We start from the raw sequence: 19,971 nt of genomic DNA, 5'->3' as shown, positions 1-19,971 counted from the left end.
AATGCCACAGTTTTTTTCGAATAAGCGATTAATATTGCTGCTTGTCGGCGTAATCCTCTTAGTGGCATTGATTAGCTTTACCTTACGTGATCGACAAGCCTCGCTTCCCGAGCAGATTATTAAAGATACGGTTGGTTTTGGACAATCGATTGTTGCTAAGCCTGCAAGCTATATTACAGGATTAGTCAATAATGTAGACGATTTAATGAATACGTATGAAGAGAATAAACGTTTAAAATCGCGCTTGGAGGAATTCGGCACATTACAAGCTAAAGTCAATGAATTAAAAGTAGAAAATGACAAGTTAAAAGATTTAGTTGATAAAAAAGATGATTTGCGCAACTTCAATCCGATTCAGGCTAATGTAATTGCGCGAAACCCTGACCAATGGGAAGAAAAGCTGATTTTAAATGAAGGTTCAATGAATGGCGTAAAAGTAAATATGGCAGTGCTTACATCTAAGGGATTGATTGGTAAGATAGTACAAACTACACCTTATACATCCCAAGTAGAACTTCTATCGACAAATAATACAAATTATCGTGTATCTGCTGTGATAGCGAATAAAAAAACAGAGGCATTTGGTTTAATAGAAGGGTTTGATCCAAAGCGCAGCGAATTAGTCTTAAAACGGATTGATTCAAGCCTTGCTGTTAAAAAAGGTGATAAAGTAACGACATCCGGCCTTGGTGGTATATTCCCTAAAGGTATCTTAATTGGAGAGGTTACAAAGGTTTCTACAGATGACTATGGGTTGACAAAACTTGCTTATGTTAAACCGGCAGCTGATTTTTCTATGCTCGATCATGTGGTAATTGCCAAACGCCAGTCAATTGCTATTGACGGTTCAGATGGGGCTAATACAGACAAATCAACTAAAACAGACGGAGGAGATCAAAAGTAATGGCGCGATTTCTAATTCCGTTTGTTGCTGTTGTGCTCTTCTTTTTGGAACCTGGTTTTTCATTGTATTCACCCATCGAATGGCATGGCCATCTCTATTATTTAGTGCCGCGGTTTTTAATTCTGTATTTAATCTTTTTGTCAATTTATTATGATCGTAAGCGGGCAATGATGTATGGATTAATATTTGGGGTATTGTATGATATTTTCTATATTGATATTATTGGATTATATACATTCCTGTATCCGTTCATTTGTTTTGTGGCGGGTTCTACAGTGAAATATATACATCAACATCTTGCTATTACTACCATCCTTTCATTAGTGCTTGTAGCGCTTTTGGAAATTGTCTTGAACCAATTTTTCTTACTCATTTCTTTTACGTCTGTACCCTTTACAGAATTTTTAAATCAACGGTTGATTCCAACCATGATTGCCAATTCTATTTATCTCATCATGCTCGGATGGACGTTTAAGTATTTAATCGAAGCTCGTGTGTTATTAAAGGCAAATCAATCAACGTTATAGCAGAGAAGCGTGAGGTGAAGCATTTGACAACTAAGCAGCTAGTCTTAATTAAAGGAACGAAAGAAGGGCTCGTGCTTCAGCTAGATGATCAGTGCGCTTACTCTGATTTATTAGATGAATTAAAGCGCAAAGTCACAGAAGAAGGGCTCGAAGGACAAGCCGAAGTTACTATCCATGTAGGAAATCGATATTGCAACCAAGAGCAGCTGAAAGAAATTCTCCATATTGTTCAAGAATCAAAGTCATTAAAAGTGACAAAGATTAAGAGCGACGTAATTACGATGGAAGAATGCAATGAAAAGCTTTTGAGAAACCAATCATCTACTTACATAGGTATTGTACGTTCTGGACAAGAAATAAAGGCTGACGGTGACCTTGTTGTCATTGGGGATGTAAACCCGAATGGCAAAGTGGTTGCTGGCGGCAGTATTTATGTAATGGGTCGATTGAAGGGAATGGCGCATGCGGGGTTTAACGGCAATCGCGATAGTGTAATCGCAGCCTCATGGCTTGAAGCGACACACCTAATGATTGCCGATTTAATGGAATTAATGACCAATGAAATTACCATTCTCGCAAACAAACCTGAAATGGAATGTGCGTATATTCATACAAACGGCCGCATTGCGATTGATCGGTTGCAGGATTTACGAAATCTGAGACCAAATTTATCGACATTTAAGGGAGGAAGCTAATGTGGGTGAAGCTATTGTAATTACTTCGGGTAAAGGTGGAGTAGGTAAAACAACTACTACAGCTAATTTAGGTACTGCATTGGCACTTCAAAATAAAAAAGTTTGCTTGGTCGATACGGACATCGGTTTACGAAATCTAGATGTTATTCTAGGGTTAGAAAATCGGATTATTTACGACTTAGTAGATACGATTGAAGGACGTTGTAAGGTCCATCAAGCATTAGTGAAAGATAAGCGCTTTGATGAATTGCTTTATCTTTTGCCTGCTGCTCAAACGTCAGATAAAAACGCTGTGACGCCACAACAGATGAAAACGCTGATAGACGAATTAAAGCTTGAGTTCGACTATGTTTTAATAGACTGTCCAGCAGGGATTGAGCAAGGCTATAAAAACGCAATAGCAGGAGCTGATCGTGCAATTGTTGTGACAACTCCTGAAATTTCTGCTGTTCGTGATGCTGACCGCATTATTGGATTGCTTGAAAAAGAAGAGATTGAACCGCCGAAATTGATTATCAACCGAATTCGGCCGCAACTGATGAAAAGTGGTGATGCGCTAGATGTAAATGAAATCACTACACATCTTTCCATTGATTTACTCGGTATCATCCCAGATGATGAACATGTTATTCGTTCTTCTAACAAAGGTGAACCAATCGTTATGGAACCATCTACACAAGCAGCTATTGCTTACCGAAATATTGTTCGCCGTATTTTAGGTGAATCTGTGCCGCTTATGACATTAGAAAATGAACATAAAGGTGTCTTTGCCAAAATCAAAGCCTTGTTCTCAAGATAATTGTCTATAGCTACATAATGTAAAAGTCTTTTGGAAAAGAATTTCCGAAAGGCTTTTTATTTTATAGTCGTATGTCCTAGCCTAGTACAAAAAAATTAGTAATAGGTTTGATTGATTATAATTCTGTACTGTTTATCCATACTCCCTCATAAACTAATAGAAAAAGTCTTTTGGGGGTGTGGAGTTTTGAAGAAATGGAAGATTGCTGTATGGATTGCGATTATTTTATTTACCGTTCTTTTTTTAGAGAAAAAGCAAATAATAAAGAGTGATGTAACAGATTACGTTCTTTCAAATGATGACCTATTTATATTAACAAAGTGGACAAAGAGCGTATTCCATGAGGAGGAAAAGGTGCCTGTTATGGCTCCGGTGACAGATGCGTATATCAGTAACTATGATACAATGCAAACTTTTTCAAAGGGCGTTTTGCTCTCTTATGATAAACCAATGACTATTTACGCGAAGCATGACGGCTTTGTCACATTTACAGGCAACACAAAGTCTCTAGGCAAAACGATGACTGTTACATATGATACGGGAGAGAGGGTCACGTATGGCTTATTGAAGACATTAGATTATTTGCCGTATACCTCGCTAAGAGAAGGCGAAGCCCTATCATCAATGGAGCCAGGCACGTTTTACTTGCAGGTGGAACGCAAGGGTGCCGTTTTAGATCCTGGTTCATTAAAAGAATGGCTACAATAATGCTGAAAGTGAAGCTTCATCCAACACTTTTGCCTATCATCGTTTGGCTAGTTCTGACAGGACAGTTTGCAAACTATGCACTGTTATTTTTGTCATTGTGCATTCATGAGTTAGGGCACCTGATAGTTGCATATCTTGTGGGAGCCAATATAAAATCCTGTGTGATCATGCCTTATGGAGGCGAAATACAATTCAGCAAGAGCTGGCAAATGACCAAACAGCAACAGTTGCTCATTACCATAGCAGGTCCGTTTGCCACTCTTCTCTTATTCCTCCTAGCACTCTTTTTTTTGCCACAAAATTTGAGCGTGCCCTTGCAAACAATTCAGCTTTTATTACTCTTATTGAATTTATTGCCGATTTGGCCGCTAGATGGTGGACGGATCGTTGAAATCCTGTGGAGTGAAAAAAAATCAATTATCCAAACAAAAACGTCTTTTTTAGCATTTTCTATGTCCTGTTGTTTCCTGTGCCTGCTAATGGCGTTATTATATATACCGGAATCTTTCTTTTTTATTTTGATACTTATTCTTTTATTCATTCAGAATATACAAGCATTTCGATACCGTCGATATGAACAAGCTTTCGAAAACATCGTATTAAATAGGTTGACGCCATAGTTTTGGTATGATAAAATTTCTAATGTTATGTAGCACCCGTGCTACAACCGCGCTGAAAAGGTTTAAGCATCGATTATGATCACCTATTGAAGGCGAGTCTGAGTTATCTAAGGAGGTGCAGTTATGTACGCAATTATTGAAACTGGTGGTAAACAAGTTAAAGTAGAAGCTGGCCAAGCAATCTACGTTGAAAAAATCAACGCACAAGCTGGTGAAACAGTTACTTTTGACAAAGTTCTTTTTGTTGGTGGCGATGACGTTAAAGTTGGTGCTCCATTCGTTGAAGGAGCAACAGTTACAGCTAAAGTTGAAAAACAAGGCCGTGCGAAAAAAATCGTTGTTTTCAAATTGAAAGCTAAAAAGAACTACCGTCGTAAACAAGGTCACCGTCAACCATACACAAAATTAGTTGTTGAAACAATCAACGCTTAATGATGAGGTGATATTGTGATCACTATTACAGTTCATAGCGATGAAAATCGAAAGTCATATGGCTTTGAAGTCTCAGGTCATGCCTATTCAGGCGATCCTGGTCATGATTTAGTATGCGCCGGCGTATCTGCCATTGCTTTTGGCAGTGTCAATGCGATTGGACAAATACTTCAATTACAACCGGGGATTGAGCAAGGCGAAAACGGGGGATATTTATCCTGTGTTATCGACCAAACGACTCTTGATGCTGAGCTTGATGCAAAACTGCAAATTATTCTCCAAACAATGGTAACGCAATTCTATACGATGGTTGCCAGTTACGGAGATTTTATCGAATTAAAATATAAGATGATCTAGGAGGTGGAACATATGTTACTAGTATCTTTAGATTTGCAATTCTTCGCTTCTAAAAAAGGTGTAGGTTCTACTAAGAACGGTCGTGACTCTGAGTCTAAACGTTTAGGCGCTAAACGTGCTGATGGTCAATTTGCTACTGCTGGTTCTATTTTATACCGTCAACGCGGTACTAAAATTTACCCAGGTGAAAACGTAGGTCGCGGTGGTGACGATACTTTATTCGCTAAAATCGATGGTGTTGTTAAATTCGAACGCCTAGGTCGCGATAAACGTAAAGTCAGCGTATACCCAGTTGCTCAAGAAGCTTAATAGCAGGGTATGAAGACTAGACGGCTGTCTCAAGAGTGTATCTGCACCTTGAGACAGCCTCTTTCTTTATAATAATCATACCTTATCAAAATCGGCTTTCGCTCTTTTTGCGAAAGTCGTTTTTTCAAATAGAAGAAAAATATTTCTGAAATTGGTATACTAATATTGCAATTGTTCAAGCAAAGGAGCGTGTAGTCTTGTCGAAGCATCAATCACTCAACGTAAATGAAGTGCTGCGCTTTGCGAACCATGATTTTATGAATCAACTTCAATTAATCAAAATGAACCTTGATTTGGGTCGCCTAGAAGAAGCGAAAAATGCTGTTGAACAAACAGCAGAGCAATGCAAAACCTTCTTTTCAATCAACAAAATGGGTTTGCCAAAGACAATCGACTGGATTCATACACTAGAATGGCGCTATCCAAGTATTCATGTGAAAGTAGAAACTAACATTGATGAAAAGATTAACCAAGAAGCAGACATTGTGGTATGCGATTATTTAGAAGGCGCTATTTTACATATCTATGAAGCGCTTGATCCATTCGTAGACCAACAGCTATCGTTGCAAATATATGCTAGTAACCAACAATTTGAAATAGAATTTCATTTAATTGGCCATTGGAGCCAAAAAGAGCATTATCATATTCTAAAACACCCATTCATAATGAATGAAGAAATTTCTTTTACACAAAATGAATGGCATATGATTATTACGAAAAGGGAGGGAATTTAATGTTTGTCGATCACGTAAAAGTTTATGTTAAAGGTGGAGATGGCGGCGATGGAATGGTAGCCTTCCGCCGTGAAAAATTTATTCCAAACGGTGGCCCGGCAGGCGGTGACGGAGGGAATGGCGGAGATGTTATATTTATCGTAGATGAAGGTCTACGTACATTGATGGATTTCCGTTTTAAACGTCATTTTAAAGCAGACCGCGGCGAACATGGTATGAGCAAAAATATGCATGGCAAAAGGGCTGGAGCTATGTATGTATCTGTTCCTCCAGGTACTGTTGTGACGGAAGAAGAGACAGGTCGCGTTATTGCAGATTTAGTAGAACATGGACAAAAAGCAGTCATTGCTAAAGGTGGCCGCGGTGGTCGCGGAAACTCTCGTTTTGCCACACCTGCAAACCCGGCTCCGGAACTTTCAGAAAAAGGTGAGCCTGGACAAGAGCTAAATGTAGTTCTAGAACTAAAAGTATTAGCTGATGTTGGATTAGTTGGATTCCCAAGTGTGGGCAAGTCAACCTTATTATCTGTCGTGACCTCTGCTAAGCCTAAAATCGGCGCTTATCATTTTACTACAATAGTGCCTAACTTAGGAATGGTACGTGTAGAGGATGGACGAAGCTTCGCTATGGCAGATTTGCCAGGTTTAATCGAAGGCGCATCAGAAGGAGTTGGGCTTGGACACCAATTTTTACGTCATATTGAGCGTACTCGTGTAATCGTCCATGTAATTGATATGTCTGGTATGGAAGGTCGCGATCCATATGAAGATTATTTGACAATCAACAAAGAGTTAGAACAATACAATATGCGATTGACTGAACGACCGCAAATTATTGTTGCCAATAAAATGGACATGCCGGAAGCGGAAGAAAACCTAGAAGAATTCCGTACTAAAGTAGGAAGCGATGCTAGAATATTCCCGATTTCTGCTGTTTCACGCCAAGGTTTGAAAGAAATGCTATTTGCTGTAGCAGATCTATTGGATGAAACGCCGGAATTCTCATTGAATGAAATCGAAGAGGAAGAAACAGAAGCAACGGTTCTTTACAAACATGAGGCAAAAGGCAAGGACTTTGTTATTACGCGTGATGATGACGGAGCATTTGTGTTATCTGGGGATTCAATTGAACGCCTATTCAAGATGACAGACTTTAGCCGCGAAGAATCTGTTCGCCGCTTCTCACGCCAAATGCGAGGTATGGGTGTGGATGATGCTCTACGTGAACGTGGCGCGCAAAATGGTGATACGGTTCGTTTGTTGAAATTTGAATTTGATTTTGTTGAGTAGGATTCAGGGGGGAAAAGGATGAAAAATATAGCAGATCAACGCTATTATTTAGTACGCGAAGATGTGTTAACAGATGCCATGCAAAAAACATTGGAAGCCAAGCATTTATTGCAAACAGGTGCTGTTTCTTCCATATGGGATGCTGTGAAACAAGTCGATTTATCAAGAAGTGCGTTTTATAAGTATCGAGATGCTGTTTTCCCTTTTCACTCCATTGTACAAGAACGCATTTTAACTGTTTTTTTGCAGCTTGAAGACCGTAAAGGAACGTTAGCAAGGCTTTTAAACACTGTAACTGACGCACATTGTAATATTTTAACAATCCATCAAACAATCCCTATCCAAGGCCGTGCAAATGTGACTCTTTCACTTGATGTAACGGTGATGGAAGGGGAATTAGATGAATTAATCCAACGTCTCAAAAAATTAGACTTTGTCGAATCGGCGGAGGTAATTAGCTCAGGTGCTTTATAGGAGGGAGTTTATTGTCACAGGATCAACGTGTAGCTTATTTAGGGCCAAAAGGAACTTTTACACATTTAGCAGCACAGCAACTCTTTTTAGATGATCAGCTTTCTTCATATCAAAGTATTCCTGCTTGTATTGAAGCAGTTGCGAGTAAGCGCGTGAGTTATGCAATCGTGCCGCTTGAAAATGCGCTAGAGGGTACTGTACCTCTAACAATAGATTACTTGTTTCATGAAGCAGAATTATATGTCGTAGGGGAAGTCTTGACGCCGATCGAACAGCATCTTTTAGTGCATCCGCAGCAAGCTAAGAATTGGGAAACATTAACGGATATTTATTCGCACCCGCATGCACTAGCTCAGTGCCATAAATATTTGTACAACCATTTTCATGGAGTTCCTTTGCATGAGACTGCTTCTACTGCTGCTGCAGCCAAGTATATTGCTGAGCATCCGAATGAGTGCATCGGAGCGATTGGCAACAAAGCGGCTGCTGAAACGTATAAGTTGAAAATTGTAGAACGTTATATTCATGATTTTCACTTTAATCATACACGATTTTTCATATTAGCGAATGAAAATCAACGCTTGTTGCAACAGGGCCATGAGGAACAGATAAAGACCACGTTAATGATTGAACTGCCTAGCGACCGTTCAGGAGCTTTACATCAAATATTATCTGTCTTCGCGTGGCGCCAAATTAATTTGAGCAAAATCGAATCACGTCCATTAAAAACAGGCTTAGGTGATTACTTCTTTACTTTAGATGTATTGGAAGACGAAAATGCGCCAATGATGAGAGGTGCAATGGAGGAACTGGCTGCGCTAGATTGCACTGTGAAAACTTTAGGCAGCTACTTTACATATAAAAAGTAACAAAAAAAGTGTCCAGACATGATGGACACTTTTTTGTATCTCTAATTATTACTTAGAAGATAATTTTTTTGTTGTAAAAGGCTTTCGGCCAGGTCTAATTGCTCTTCTGTAGGAGCAGATATTGTATGCAGATGTGAACCGCCTGTTAATGCTGATAATGGTGTAGCATTGGTCTCACGTGATTTTTGAAGGAATTGTTGCACCTCAAAACGATTTTTAACCATTATAGCCGCGGTGATTTCACCATATAATGGATGTTCTACTGTCACATCTTTCACAGTAATGCCTGCATCCACTAGCATGTTCAACTCATCTTCTGTTTGGTCAGCTGTATGGTGAACTGCGATTTGGCGTTCAAATACTTGCTGCTTAGACTCTATGCTCATATAAAGATAGCCTTGGCTCGTAGCGATAATAGGCTCATTGCGGGCTTTTAATAAAGCAATGTCATTTACTATTACTTGCCGAGATACATTTGTTTTCTTGGCAAATTCTGTTCCAGTAATGGCTTGTCCGGTTGTTTTCAGTAAATCTAATAAATAAGCCCTGCGTTCTTCTCCTAATAATTTTTTCATACATAACACCTCAAAATAGCTTAAGTGTCTTTAGTGTACCATGAAATTAATTGTCGTATCTGTTTAATTGGCACTTGTTTGTAGCAAAACTTATGTCGTCTTGCTGTGCTAAGCCCTCCTAGACACCTACTATCATAATCTTTGGTATAATAAATTTAGGAAAAGATAAAATACCTTTATTAAACTGTTAAAGGAGAAAAATGTATGTATTCAAATATTCTAAGACATCCAGGTCCAACACCTATACCGAAGAAAGTGCAGCTTGCAATGAGCCAAGATATTATTAGCCATCGAAGCGAAGAATTCGTTAAGCTATTTCGTGAGACTACTAATCGCGTAAAACCTATCTTTGGAACAAAACAAGAAATCTTACTGCTCCCATCTGGTGGTACTGCCGCATTAGAAGCAGCTGTTGTTAACACTGTTTCCCCTGGTGAGGAAGTTGTCGTAGTTAGTATCGGTGCCTTTGGTGATTATTTCGTTTCTATTTGCGAAAAACATGGGTTCCATGCGCATGTATTAAGAAAACCTTGGGGCGAAGCATGTACCGCTGAAGATCTTGCTACATTTTTAGAACCTTTATCAAATATTAAAGCTGTATTTGTCACTTATAATGAAACTTCGACAGGTATCTTAAATCCGGTTAAAGAACTGGCGAAAGTTGTACGTGAGAAATCAGATGCATTGTTTATCGTAGACGGAGTAAGCTGTATTGGCGGGGTTCCTGTGAAAATGGATCAATGGGGCATTGATATTTTAGTAACAGGATCACAAAAAGCAATGATGCTGCCGCCAGGTCTTGCCTTTGTTAGTGTCAGCGACAGAGCATGGAAAGTAATTGAAGAGAATAAAACCTCTGCTTATTATTTGAATTTATTAAGCTACCGGGAATGGGCACAAAAAGGTATGACGCCGAATACACCAGCAATTACATTGATTTATGGTCTTTCTGCAGCATGCGATTTGATTGAAGCAGAAAGCTTTGATCAAACAGTTGCTCGCCACGAACTTATGAAGGATATGGTACGTGCAGCAATGAAAGCACTATCTATTGGGGTGTTAACTTCTGATGAATATGCTTCACCTACAATCACAGCTATTATGGCACCTGAAGGAATAAATCTTTCTCAATTCCTTGGGCATTTAAAGAAACAATATCATCTTGATTTTGCTGGGGGACTAGGCGAACTACAAGGGAAAATCTTCCGTTTTGGTCATATGGGATACTGCTTCCCAAGTGATATTTTGCAAGCTATTTCTTTAATAGAAGCAGGTTTGCAAGATTTTAATTATTCTTTCGAACCGGCTGCAGGTATATCTGCAGCACAAAAGGTTTTTCTGGAAGCACAAAAAAAATAAAATAATCTTCAGCTATGAAAAGATTATAAACCTGTTCTTGAATGTGGGAACAGGTTTTTTTGTTGTTCAGCTAAATAACTAAACTCCCTTTTTTAAGAAATTTCTTCTAGTTTGTCGATTTGTTGCATAGTGTAACATGAAAGGCCATTCAAATGACGAATTAAGTGTCCAATTCCCGATGCTTTTCATATGGTAAGGAGACGGAAGGAGGAAAAACGTGCGCGTTCATACTGTCAAAAAGGGCGATACATTGTGGAAAATTGCGAGGCAATACGGCATTTCCTTTGAAGAATTAAAACGATTAAACGCCCATCTAGCGAATCCTGACTATATTGTTCCTGGTATGGAGCTATTCCTGCCTGAACCAAAAAAAGAGGTGCCAAAAGAGCACCACACACCGCCGGTGAAAGAAATGCCGAGAGTAAAAGAGGTGCCACACCAGCCAAAAGAGCTGCCGGTTGTCCCCCCGAAGGAACAAACGGTGTTGCCGCCAAAAGAGCACCATGTACCAAGACCAAAGGAACAACCAAAAGAGCATCATGTTCCAAAGCCAAAAGAACAACCGAAAGTAATGCCGCCAAAGCCGCCGATGCCTGTTAAAGAAAAAGAAGTTCCGGTTCCTATTCCAGTTCCGGTACCAGTACCTCCACCGGAGCCAGTGCCAATGCCTCATCCACACCCGTTTGAAGAAAGTCGACCTGTAAGAGCTAGAGTGGAGATCATTGAGCAACATGAAGAACAATTCATCATTCAACCGAAAAGAGAGGTAGTGGAGTACAAACCAAGCTTACCTCCAGTACCGCCTGTAATGCCATACTTACCTCAACCCCCACTGCCTCCAAAATATGAAGGATGTAAGGAAGAGGTATATCAACCTTGCCACCCTATAATGCCAATGCCAAAACCGTTCCCACATTTCTGCAGCAGTTGTGGTTGCGGAGGTAGCCATCCAATGATGCCAATGCCGATACAGCCGATTTGGCATGCACCTGCACCCCATTGGATGGGACCAATGCAGCCACAGTGGCAAATGCCGGAATCTACAAGGGAGTGTGAATCAACAACGTTTGATCAGCATGCAGTGCCAATGCCACCACAGAACATAAGTGGCTGTAGAAGCTGTGGCGGAGGACAACAAGTGATGCCGTGGCCAATGCCTGCACCGCAGTGGGGACCGCCAATGGCACAACCAATGGCACAACCAATGCCACAGTGGCAAATGCCTGAAAAAACTCAAGAATGTGAATCATCTTCACTAGATACACCAAAACACCATGACTTCCATGGGCATGATCATTATGGTCAATTCCCGCAGCAAATGGAGCAAAATGGCATGCCGCCAAATATGGCTCCTCAATATGACCAGCAGTGGCAGTTCGATCCTTATGCTATGCCTCAAGCCATGCCGTATTATCCAATGCCACCTCACCAATGGCATGGAGCTTGCAACTGTCCAGCTTGCTTATCGGCTCAAGGATACTCCTACCATCCATACTATGCGCCACAATTCCCGCAAGCGGGTTATGAGACCTATTAGTTGAACAATTTTCAAATAAAAAAAAGAATCAAAAAAAATGTTTGGCAATGTCAAGCGGGCAATAAAGAAGTAATGGTCAAAAAATATGAGCATATACTGGTTGCGAAAAAAGTGAAAGCGGTTCATGATACGCTTGCTGACATGGAATTTCCACATACGTTACCTAATACAAAGTTAGAAAATAATATTCTAACCCAACCATGGGTGAAAAACGCACGGCGATTTAACTATAAATCAAAAATAGATCGCAAAAAATCTCTTGAGCTCATTCAACAATTGCACAAAACGGGGAAGAATATTAATTGGTCTAAGGCTGATTATTATTTGCCTGCTTATGATTTGCAATTGAAGTGGCAAGAACGCCTTCAGAAATTCATTATGCATATTCCAAAAATCTCAATATACTTAGGCAACGAAAAATGTGACCAGCTTGTTCTTTATGCAAGAAAAGCGCTCAAAGAACTGCAAAATGTAGAGCCTTTGACAAGCAAAAAAACAATTTTGCATGGGGACGTCGTTCACCATAACTTTTTAAAAGATGCCAAAGGGAAAGACTACATGATCGATTTTGACCTTTGTGCGTACGGCCACCCAGAAGAAGAGCTCATCATGTGGATGCATCGCGTTTTGCCGCATGTCCAATACAATTTAAAATTGCTCCTAAAAGAGCAGCCGTTATTATCAGACTTTCCTAACAGCTATTTGCAAGCATTGCGTTATCCGAATGAGTTGTTGCGTGAATGGTTGTATGTAAAAACAGTCGAAAATGAAAAGCAACAAACGTTTGTGGAGGATTTATTACGCTTTACGGAAGTGGCGCTCTCTTCTTGGCCAAAATTATGGTATGATTGTGGTAGGTAAAATAATGATATTATTATATTTTAAGATAGGTCTTTCATGGCCTATCTTTTTTAAGGCGAAGGCGAACATGCATCCGCCGTTTAAAAGTGCTATAATGAATATCGTTACGCAAAAAGGAGAATGTTATGTACGACTACATAATTGGCACGGCTACACGCATTACCCCCGAATATATTGTCGTTGAACAGCAAGGGATTGGCTGGCAGTTATTCACGCCAAATCCGTTTGCTTTTCAAATGGACAAAGCTAATGTGAAGTTCTATACACATATGCATGTACGGGAAGATGCACAGCTATTATTTGCCTTTCAATCATTAGAAGAGCGAGAGTTATTTCGAAAGCTGATCCAAGTGTCCGGTATTGGACCAAAAGGAGCGCTTGCCATATTAGCTAGTGGCAATCCACAACAAGTTATCCAGGCGATAGAACAAGAGGATGAGAAGTTCCTTGTTAAATTCCCTGGCGTTGGGAAGAAAACTGCTCGCCAGATGATACTTGATCTAAAAGGAAAGCTTGGCAGTCTGCTTGATAATATAGAATTAGCAAGTGCTCAAGATGAACTGCCGCTATTTGGTGTTCACCATAATAAAGATGAGTTAGAGGATGCTTTGCTAGCACTTACAGCATTAGGTTATTCTGAAAAAGAATTAGCCAAAATTCGCATACCGCTTGAAAATAATGATGGCTTAAATACAACAGAAGATTATATGAAACAAGCTTTGAAGTTACTGTTAAAACAACAATAACGGATAGGAGGTAAATAAAATGGAAGAACGAGTCGTATCAAGCGAAGCTACTGCGTTTGATGAAGGTTTGGAGTTGTCATTGCGCCCACAAAATCTTGCACAATATATTGGGCAGCAAAAGGTCAAAGACAACCTAAAAATCTTTATCGAAGCGGCAAAAATGCGAGAAGAAAGCTTAGACCATGTCTTGCTTTATGGACCTCCGGGGCTTGGGAAAACAACCTTAGCCGCTGTCATTGCGAATGAAATGGGTACAAATATCAAAATGACGAGCGGTCCAGCTATTGAACGTCCTGGCGACTTAGCGGCGATTTTGAGCTCCTTAGAGCCTGGCGATGTGCTATTTATTGATGAGATTCATCGTTTGCCTCGAGCAATAGAAGAGGTCCTATATCCAGCAATGGAAGACTTTTGTTTGGATATTGTGGTCGGTAAAGGGCCAGAAGCAAGATCTATTAGGTTGGATTTGCCTCCTTTTACATTAGTTGGCGCTACCACTAGGGCAGGAGCGCTATCTGCTCCACTTAGAGACCGTTTTGGTGTATTATTACGATTAGACTACTATGATGAGTATTCTTTAGCTGAAATAGTGTGCAGAAGTGCAGAGCTCTTCGATGTTGTGATTGACCAAAATGCTGCAGGCGAATTAGCAAGGCGATCAAGGGGGACCCCGAGAATTGCCAATCGCTTGTTAAAAAGGGTACGCGATTATGCCCAAGTGATCGGAGACGGGGTAATCTCTCACTTCCTATCACAAGATGCATTAGAACGTCTGCAAGTTGATCCACTGGGACTAGACCATATAGACCATAAATTGATAGTAACTATGATCGAACGATTCCGTGGCGGGCCGGTCGGATTAGATACGATTGCGGCAAGCATAGGTGAGGAATCAACGACCATTGAAGACGTTTATGAACCTTATTTAATGCAGATTGGTTTTATTCAGCGTACACCAAGAGGACGAATCGTTACAGCTCTAGCCTATAGTCATTTCGGTTACGAAAAAACACAAGAATCTTAATATAAAGAAGGAAAGACAAATGAAATTAGAAGACTTTGATTATGAATTACCAGAAGAATTAATTGCCCAAGTACCACTTGAAGACCGTACTTCTAGCCGGTTGATGGTATTAGATCGTGAAACAGGCGAGGTATCACATCATCATTTCAGAGATATTGTCAATGAACTTCAAGAAGGAGACTGTTTAATCTTAAATGATACACGCGTTCTTCCTGCCCGTTTGATTGGTGTGAAAGAAGAAACAGGTGCCCACATTGAGGTATTATTGTTAAAACAAACGAGCGATGATGAGTGGGAAACATTAGTCAAACCTGCAAAACGCGTAAAAGTAGGAACTGTTCTTACTTTTGGCGAGGGTCTGTTAAAAGCTACTTGTACTGGTGAGTTGGCGCATGGTGGTCGAATGTTTAAATTTGAATATGAAGGCATTTTTATTGAAATCTTAGAAAAACTAGGAACAATGCCACTGCCGCCGTATATACATGAAAAATTAGAAGACCAAGAGCGCTACCAAACGGTTTATTCAAAAGAGCTTGGATCAGCAGCAGCACCAACAGCAGGACTTCACTTTACAGAGGAACTATTGGAGGAAATCCGACAAAAAGGCGTGAAAGTTGCATTTTTGACATTGCACGTTGGCATAGGAACATTCCGTCCAGTAAGCGTCGAGAATATTGAGGAACACGATATGCACGCCGAATTCTATCACTTAACTGAAGAAACAGCCAGCATTATTAAGGAAACACAGGCTAATGGCGGACGTGTAATCGCTGTAGGTACTACTTCTACTAGAACACTTGAAACAATCGCACATCGCAATAATGGAAATATAGTCGCTGAGTCTGGCTGGACTACCATATTCATTTACCCAGGGTTTGAATATCTTGCTGTCGACGGAATGGTGACGAATTTTCATTTGCCAAAGTCTACATTGGTTATGATGATTAGTGCCCTTGCAGGGAGAGAAAATGTTCTGAACGCTTATAAAATTGCTGTAGAAAACAAATATCGTTTCTTCAGCTTTGGCGATGCCATGTTCATCCGACCTAAAAGAAAGAAAGGAAATTAAATTATGTCTCAAGCAATTCGATATGAGCTTATTAAAACAGATAAGCAAACAGGTGCACGTCTTGGCATCGTGCATACACCGCATGGTTCTTTTGAAACACCAGCATTTATGCCAGTAGGTACACAAGCGTCTGTCAAAACGATGGCGCCAGAAGAAGTAAAAGAAATGGGTGCAGGTATTATTTTGAGCAACACGTATCATTTATGGCTGCGTCCTGGCCATGAAATCATTCGTGAGGCTGGTGGCTTGCACAAATTTATGAATTGGGATCGCGCTATATTAACAGATTCTGGCGGCTTCCAAGTATTTAGCTTAAGCGATATCCGCCGCATTGAAGAAGAAGGCGTTCATTTCCGTAATCACTTAAATGGTGATAAGCTATTCCTAAGTCCAGAAAAAGCAATGGAAATCCAAAATGCTCTAGGTTCTGATATTATGATGGCATTTGATGAATGTCCTCCGTATCCTGCAACTTTTGAGTATATGAAGAAATCTGTTGAGCGTACATCACGTTGGGCTGAAAGATGTTTAGAAGCGCATGCAAGACCACAGGATCAAGGTTTATTCGGTATTGTTCAAGGTGGGGAATTTGAAGAACTTCGTAAGCAGTCTGCAAAGGATCTTGTTTCGCTTGATTTCCCAGGCTATGCAATTGGTGGATTATCCGTTGGGGAGCCAAAGGATATTATGAATCGCATGTTGGAATATACAACTCCGCTCTTACCAACAAACAAGCCGCGTTACCTAATGGGCGTGGGTTCTCCTGACTCATTGATAGATGGAGCTATTCGTGGGATTGATATGTTTGACTGTGTACTGCCAACACGTATTGCCCGTAATGGTACATGCATGACAAGCCAAGGAAGACTGGTCATAAAAAATGCTAAATTTGCTCGCGATTTTGGACCGCTTGATCCTAACTGTGATTGCTATACTTGCAAAAACTACTCACGTGCATATATACGGCATCTAATCAAAGCGGATGAGACATTCGGCATTCGTTTGACAAGTTACCACAATCTGTATTTCTTGCAAGATTTAATGCGCCAAGTGCGCCAAGCAATCCGCGAAGATCGCTTAGGCGATTTCCGTGAAGAATTCTTCGAACAATATGGTTTTAATAAACCAAATGCGAAAAACTTCTAAACCTAGTATAATGAAACAGAGAGACAGAAGGGGGATTTTTGGACATGCAATTACAAGCTTTTCTACCAATGATTATTATCTTCGTGCTTATGTATTTAATGTTGATTCGTCCTGCTCAAAAGCAGCGTAAAAACACTCAAAACATGCAAAGCAACTTGGCAAAAGGAAACAAAGTTGTAACAATTGGTGGGCTTCATGGTATCGTTGAAGCCATCGATGATGCTTCAGTCGTTCTAAAAGTAGAAGATGGCACAAAAATGCGTTTTGAACGTGCAGCCATCGGCAAAGTTTTAGATGATGCAGCTGCTGTAAAGTAGTCTCGTGTATAAAACGCGTAGCTTTTGGAATGCTTATAATGAAAAAAAAAGCCTTTATTTCTTTAGAAATAAAGGCTTTTTTATTTTATACGTCGAATAATAAACATATTCATCTTTTTTAAAGGAAGCGATTATTTGCCTAAAAAACAATGGAATACTAAAAAGAAAGCACAGCAAATGGGCTATGATGATACAATTCACGAAAGATTAGCAGCTAAGCAACGGATGGCCCAAAATAGATTTGGCAATAGAAAGCCGAAAATGCCAACTAAGCCAAAGTGGGTTCGCTCTTTAGGATATATTATTTTTATTATCTTGATTGCCGCTCTCGTAGTGACAGCCTTCTATATATTTTTGAATGAATAATTTTACGGGAAATGCAAAGTATAAAGAATAAAAGGGGTCATAAGATTGAACGATTTAATGGTTGTTTCTTTTCGTATGTTCCTTCTTTACTTTATTCTTATCATTATAATTAAGCTAATGGGAAAACGTGAAGTTGGCGAATTAAGTATGATTGATTTAGTCGTATTTATATTATTAACAGAAGTAGCTGCATTTGCAGTGGAGGATAAGAAGAGAAACTTTTTCGAGTCGTTGCTGCCTATGATCGTTTTGCTTGTGCTGCAGGTGGTCATTTCCTTTATCTCTCTGAAGTTTAAAAATGTTCGAGATATCATTGATGGAGATCCCACTCTCATTATTCGAGATGGGGTGCTTCAGGAAAAGGAAATGAAAAAGCAGCGGTATAATTTAGATGATTTATTTCAGCAATTGCGAGAACAGCAAATAGGATCGATCCAGAGTGTGGCCTATGCCTTTTTAGAATCATCGGGAAATTTAGCTGTATTTAAAAAAGGTGAGATGCATCCTATATTGCCGCTCATCGTTGATGGCGAAATACAGACAAAGCATCTCATCCTTATACAGAAAGATAAATCTTGGCTTATAAAAAAATTAGAGGAAGCTGGATACAAAAATCCAAAGGATATATTCTACTGCTGTTTTGAAGATGATTCCCTTCATGTTCAATTAAAATCATAGTCTTCTGCGTATTGTTTTTGTTAAGTAGCGGAAATCGTTGACGCGGATTTGGTCAGCGAGCATTAAGACAACAAAAACTAAGCCAAGTGTAATAGAACAATTCATCCAAAGATTCAATTGGTCTGTCGGCAGGATGTATTCTCGGAAAATAACTATCAACACAGATGCCCAATAAGGGATAATGACTAGCTTAAAACCTGTATCCACAAATTTCTTTTTTCGAATTGTTGCAATATGCAAAAATGAAGTAATGAGTACACCAAATCCAATGGCAATAATGGCGCCGGTTTCAGCTATTTGCGGCTGGGAAGCAAGCGCGAGCATGACAACCAGCTTTCCGATGCCGCCATACACAGAGTTCATCATCGCTGCTTTAGCTTCATCTAAAGCCTGCAAGATAGAATTCAGTGGGCTTTGTATATAGTAAAAGAAAAAAATAGGTGCTAAAATTTTCATATAGCCTCTGTCTTCAGATAAATTAAAAAGTTTCACGGCTAAAGCATCCCCATAAAGATAAAAGAAAACAGCGCTAAAACAACCGACGATAGTCGACAACCTAAGCGCGATATGGACTCGTTCTCTTAATAGAGAATTCATTCCTCTGGCTACAGCATCGCTGACAGCTGGAATCAGCACAACAGCTAAGGCTGCAGGAATAAAGGCAGGGAATAATAGTAATGGTATATGAACACCTGAAATAATGCCATATTGCTTCGTGGCAGCAGCAGCTGTTAAACCAGCTATTGTAAGGGCCTTTAAAAAGACAATTGGTTCTAAAAACCAAGTAAATGAACCAAAAAGGCGACTGCCTGTAGAAGGCAATGCAATGCCAAGTATTGGTTTTGGAGAAGAGTAGCCTTTCGATCCAACAATAATTCCTTTTCTCTTCGCATGGAGGTATTTCCAGTATAAGTAAAGTAATGCTACCGCCTCAGCAAGTCCAGTAATGACCATTGCGTAAGTAGCTGTGAGCGCAGGAGATTCTTGGTTTACCCCGTAAGGCAAAAGCCATGTGATCATGGCGATGCGGATAATTTGCTCAAGTGTTTGGCTCCATGCAGTTTCACCTATGCGAGCAAGTCCTTGGAATAAACCTTTTAAAAGTGCAGACGCCATAGAGAGCGGCACGGTAAATAAAGAGACATATAATAGCATGGCCACTTTTGGATCATGCAATAAATCTTTTGCGATATAAGGTACTGCAAACATGATGATGGGGAAGAAAAGCAAAATAGATAAATAACTTAACAGCCTAGAAGTACGCATCAACTTGCTGATTTCCAAACGCTTTCCCTTTGCTTCTAATTCAGCGACAATTTTAGCGATGGCAATCGGGATGCCGAGCTGTACTAGGGATAAGAAAAAGATAAATGCGGGATAGGCGGTCATATAAACGCCGACAGCTTCTTCGCCTGCAACGCGCATAAATTGCATACGATACAAAAAACCTAATAGTTTAGATAGTAGTACGGCGCCCATCAATAAAAAGGTGCCATGAAAAAATGATGTCATAAGTTCCCTTCTTTCTATCAATACATTCTGCAAAATAGTAAATTTAAACTTGTACGTTCAAAAC

General features: G+C 39.9%; 25 protein-coding genes and 1 other annotated feature. Of the genes, 23 read left to right on the top strand and 2 right to left on the bottom strand.

Translation table 11 applies throughout. The features are described from left to right. Position 1: 1 nt before the first annotated feature. The 13 genes from mreC (at position 2) to pheA (ending at position 8,717) form a co-directional block, all read left to right on the top strand. A complete protein-coding gene (gene mreC, locus F0527_RS09980; RefSeq protein WP_147195807.1) occupies positions 2-904 on the top strand; it encodes a rod shape-determining protein MreC in 903 nt (300 codons plus the stop codon). After that, positions 904-1,431 (top strand): rod shape-determining protein MreD, encoded by a 528-nt coding sequence (gene mreD / locus F0527_RS09975; RefSeq protein WP_066788529.1) that lies wholly within the window; start codon positions 904-906, stop codon positions 1,429-1,431. Before mreC ends, mreD begins: the two co-directional genes overlap by 1 nt. Positions 1,432-1,454: 23 nt before the next feature. Next, positions 1,455-2,126 carry a septum site-determining protein MinC gene (gene minC / locus F0527_RS09970; RefSeq protein WP_066788527.1) on the top strand — a complete coding sequence of 224 codons (672 nt, stop codon included), beginning with the start codon at positions 1,455-1,457 and terminating at the stop codon, positions 2,124-2,126. A 1-nt stretch (position 2,127) separates the two neighbouring features. Next, positions 2,128-2,925, top strand: coding sequence for a septum site-determining protein MinD (gene minD / locus F0527_RS09965; RefSeq protein ID WP_066788525.1), 798 nt, complete (start codon positions 2,128-2,130; stop codon positions 2,923-2,925). A 186-nt stretch (positions 2,926-3,111) separates the two neighbouring features. Beyond that, complete coding sequence (locus F0527_RS09960) at positions 3,112-3,633, top strand: peptidoglycan DD-metalloendopeptidase family protein (RefSeq protein ID WP_150284703.1); 522 nt, start codon at positions 3,112-3,114, stop codon at positions 3,631-3,633. Continuing rightward, the gene (locus F0527_RS09955) at positions 3,621-4,253 is read left to right on the top strand and encodes a M50 family metallopeptidase (protein WP_066788519.1); all 633 of its coding nucleotides are present in this window, start codon (positions 3,621-3,623) and stop codon (positions 4,251-4,253) included. The genes F0527_RS09960 and F0527_RS09955 overlap by 13 nt, the downstream gene beginning before the upstream one ends. Positions 4,254-4,288: 35 nt before the next feature. Then, positions 4,289-4,363: a sequence feature (ribosomal protein L21 leader region), on the top strand. A 13-nt stretch (positions 4,364-4,376) separates the two neighbouring features. Further along, a complete protein-coding gene (gene rplU / locus F0527_RS09950) occupies positions 4,377-4,685 on the top strand; it encodes a 50S ribosomal protein L21 (RefSeq protein ID WP_066788515.1) in 309 nt (102 codons plus the stop codon). Between the two features lie 15 nt (positions 4,686-4,700). Continuing rightward, positions 4,701-5,042 (top strand): ribosomal-processing cysteine protease Prp, encoded by a 342-nt coding sequence (locus F0527_RS09945; protein WP_066788512.1) that lies wholly within the window; start codon positions 4,701-4,703, stop codon positions 5,040-5,042. A 12-nt stretch (positions 5,043-5,054) separates the two neighbouring features. Then, positions 5,055-5,351: a 50S ribosomal protein L27 gene (gene rpmA / locus F0527_RS09940; protein WP_066788509.1), complete on the top strand. Its 297-nt coding sequence runs from the start codon at positions 5,055-5,057 to the stop codon at positions 5,349-5,351. A gap of 197 nt (positions 5,352-5,548) precedes the next feature. Further along, the gene (locus F0527_RS09935) at positions 5,549-6,085 is read left to right on the top strand and encodes a Spo0B domain-containing protein (protein ID WP_150284702.1); all 537 of its coding nucleotides are present in this window, start codon (positions 5,549-5,551) and stop codon (positions 6,083-6,085) included. After that, positions 6,085-7,374 (top strand): GTPase ObgE, encoded by a 1,290-nt coding sequence (gene obgE, locus F0527_RS09930; protein WP_150284701.1) that lies wholly within the window; start codon positions 6,085-6,087, stop codon positions 7,372-7,374. The genes F0527_RS09935 and obgE overlap by 1 nt, the downstream gene beginning before the upstream one ends. A gap of 18 nt (positions 7,375-7,392) precedes the next feature. After that, positions 7,393-7,848, top strand: coding sequence for an ACT domain-containing protein (locus F0527_RS09925; protein WP_066788500.1), 456 nt, complete (start codon positions 7,393-7,395; stop codon positions 7,846-7,848). A gap of 11 nt (positions 7,849-7,859) precedes the next feature. Continuing rightward, positions 7,860-8,717 (top strand): prephenate dehydratase, encoded by an 858-nt coding sequence (pheA, locus tag F0527_RS09920; protein ID WP_173668478.1) that lies wholly within the window; start codon positions 7,860-7,862, stop codon positions 8,715-8,717. 41 nt (positions 8,718-8,758) lie between these two features. On the opposite strand, the gene F0527_RS09915 is transcribed toward pheA, so the two are convergent. After that, positions 8,759-9,292: a transcription repressor NadR gene (locus F0527_RS09915; protein ID WP_190323433.1), complete on the bottom strand. Its 534-nt coding sequence runs from the start codon at positions 9,290-9,292 to the stop codon at positions 8,759-8,761. 204 nt (positions 9,293-9,496) lie between these two features. Between F0527_RS09915 and F0527_RS09910 the strand changes: the two genes are divergently transcribed. The 10 genes from F0527_RS09910 to F0527_RS09865 all read left to right on the top strand — a co-directional run bounded on the left by F0527_RS09910 (position 9,497) and on the right by F0527_RS09865 (position 18,395). Beyond that, a complete protein-coding gene (locus F0527_RS09910; protein WP_150284699.1) occupies positions 9,497-10,651 on the top strand; it encodes a pyridoxal-phosphate-dependent aminotransferase family protein in 1,155 nt (384 codons plus the stop codon). A gap of 217 nt (positions 10,652-10,868) precedes the next feature. Further along, on the top strand, positions 10,869-12,188 hold the full coding sequence (locus F0527_RS09905) for a LysM peptidoglycan-binding domain-containing protein (RefSeq protein WP_150284698.1): 1,320 nt from the start codon (positions 10,869-10,871) through the stop codon (positions 12,186-12,188). Continuing rightward, the gene (locus tag F0527_RS09900; RefSeq protein ID WP_150284697.1) at positions 12,189-13,049 is read left to right on the top strand and encodes a phosphotransferase; all 861 of its coding nucleotides are present in this window, start codon (positions 12,189-12,191) and stop codon (positions 13,047-13,049) included. Positions 13,050-13,174: 125 nt separating this feature from the next. Further along, the gene (gene ruvA, locus F0527_RS09895) at positions 13,175-13,795 is read left to right on the top strand and encodes a Holliday junction branch migration protein RuvA (protein WP_150284696.1); all 621 of its coding nucleotides are present in this window, start codon (positions 13,175-13,177) and stop codon (positions 13,793-13,795) included. Positions 13,796-13,814: 19 nt separating this feature from the next. Beyond that, positions 13,815-14,819, top strand: a complete 1,005-nt coding sequence (gene ruvB, locus F0527_RS09890) for a Holliday junction branch migration DNA helicase RuvB (RefSeq protein ID WP_147195788.1) — start codon at positions 13,815-13,817, stop codon at positions 14,817-14,819. Positions 14,820-14,838: 19 nt separating this feature from the next. Beyond that, entirely contained in the window at positions 14,839-15,888 is a 1,050-nt protein-coding gene (gene queA / locus F0527_RS09885; protein WP_150284695.1) for a tRNA preQ1(34) S-adenosylmethionine ribosyltransferase-isomerase QueA, read from the top strand. 3 nt (positions 15,889-15,891) lie between these two features. Further along, complete coding sequence (tgt, locus tag F0527_RS09880) at positions 15,892-17,034, top strand: tRNA guanosine(34) transglycosylase Tgt (RefSeq protein ID WP_147195784.1); 1,143 nt, start codon at positions 15,892-15,894, stop codon at positions 17,032-17,034. A gap of 44 nt (positions 17,035-17,078) precedes the next feature. Then, positions 17,079-17,351 (top strand): preprotein translocase subunit YajC, encoded by a 273-nt coding sequence (yajC, locus tag F0527_RS09875; protein WP_066788467.1) that lies wholly within the window; start codon positions 17,079-17,081, stop codon positions 17,349-17,351. A gap of 135 nt (positions 17,352-17,486) precedes the next feature. Further along, the gene (locus F0527_RS09870) at positions 17,487-17,717 is read left to right on the top strand and encodes a hypothetical protein (protein WP_150284694.1); all 231 of its coding nucleotides are present in this window, start codon (positions 17,487-17,489) and stop codon (positions 17,715-17,717) included. A 45-nt stretch (positions 17,718-17,762) separates the two neighbouring features. Further along, positions 17,763-18,395 (top strand): DUF421 domain-containing protein, encoded by a 633-nt coding sequence (locus F0527_RS09865; protein ID WP_150284693.1) that lies wholly within the window; start codon positions 17,763-17,765, stop codon positions 18,393-18,395. On the opposite strand, the gene F0527_RS09860 is transcribed toward F0527_RS09865, so the two are convergent. Next, positions 18,390-19,907: a putative polysaccharide biosynthesis protein gene (locus tag F0527_RS09860; protein WP_150284692.1), complete on the bottom strand. Its 1,518-nt coding sequence runs from the start codon at positions 19,905-19,907 to the stop codon at positions 18,390-18,392. The two genes, F0527_RS09865 and F0527_RS09860, sit on opposite strands and share 6 nt — an antisense overlap. Positions 19,908-19,971: the final 64 nt, after the last annotated feature.

This window comes from Rummeliibacillus sp. TYF-LIM-RU47, assembly GCF_008638315.1.
Taxonomy (GTDB): Bacteria; Bacillota; Bacilli; order Bacillales_A; family Planococcaceae; genus Rummeliibacillus; species Rummeliibacillus stabekisii.
This window is presented reverse-complemented; position numbering and strand designations above follow the sequence as displayed.

Bases quoted from the DNA above. Each gene is read 5' to 3' on its own strand.
- mreC (WP_147195807.1), top strand. From the start codon at position 2: ATGCCACAGTTTTTTTCGAATAAGCGATTAATATTGCTGCTTGTCGGC.
- mreD (WP_066788529.1), top strand. From the start codon at position 904: ATGGCGCGATTTCTAATTCCGTTTGTTGCTGTTGTGCTCTTCTTTTTG.
- F0527_RS09955 (WP_066788519.1), top strand. From the start codon at position 3,621: ATGGCTACAATAATGCTGAAAGTGAAGCTTCATCCAACACTTTTGCCT.
- rplU (WP_066788515.1), top strand. From the start codon at position 4,377: ATGTACGCAATTATTGAAACTGGTGGTAAACAAGTTAAAGTAGAAGCT.
- rpmA (WP_066788509.1), top strand. From the start codon at position 5,055: ATGTTACTAGTATCTTTAGATTTGCAATTCTTCGCTTCTAAAAAAGGT.
- obgE (WP_150284701.1), top strand. From the start codon at position 6,085: ATGTTTGTCGATCACGTAAAAGTTTATGTTAAAGGTGGAGATGGCGGC.
- F0527_RS09925 (WP_066788500.1), top strand. From the start codon at position 7,393: ATGAAAAATATAGCAGATCAACGCTATTATTTAGTACGCGAAGATGTG.
- F0527_RS09915 (WP_190323433.1), bottom strand. From the start codon at position 9,292: ATGAAAAAATTATTAGGAGAAGAACGCAGGGCTTATTTATTAGATTTA.
- F0527_RS09910 (WP_150284699.1), top strand. From the start codon at position 9,497: ATGTATTCAAATATTCTAAGACATCCAGGTCCAACACCTATACCGAAG.
- ruvA (WP_150284696.1), top strand. From the start codon at position 13,175: ATGTACGACTACATAATTGGCACGGCTACACGCATTACCCCCGAATAT.
- ruvB (WP_147195788.1), top strand. From the start codon at position 13,815: ATGGAAGAACGAGTCGTATCAAGCGAAGCTACTGCGTTTGATGAAGGT.
- queA (WP_150284695.1), top strand. From the start codon at position 14,839: ATGAAATTAGAAGACTTTGATTATGAATTACCAGAAGAATTAATTGCC.
- tgt (WP_147195784.1), top strand. From the start codon at position 15,892: ATGTCTCAAGCAATTCGATATGAGCTTATTAAAACAGATAAGCAAACA.
- yajC (WP_066788467.1), top strand. From the start codon at position 17,079: ATGCAATTACAAGCTTTTCTACCAATGATTATTATCTTCGTGCTTATG.
- F0527_RS09860 (WP_150284692.1), bottom strand. From the start codon at position 19,907: ATGACATCATTTTTTCATGGCACCTTTTTATTGATGGGCGCCGTACTA.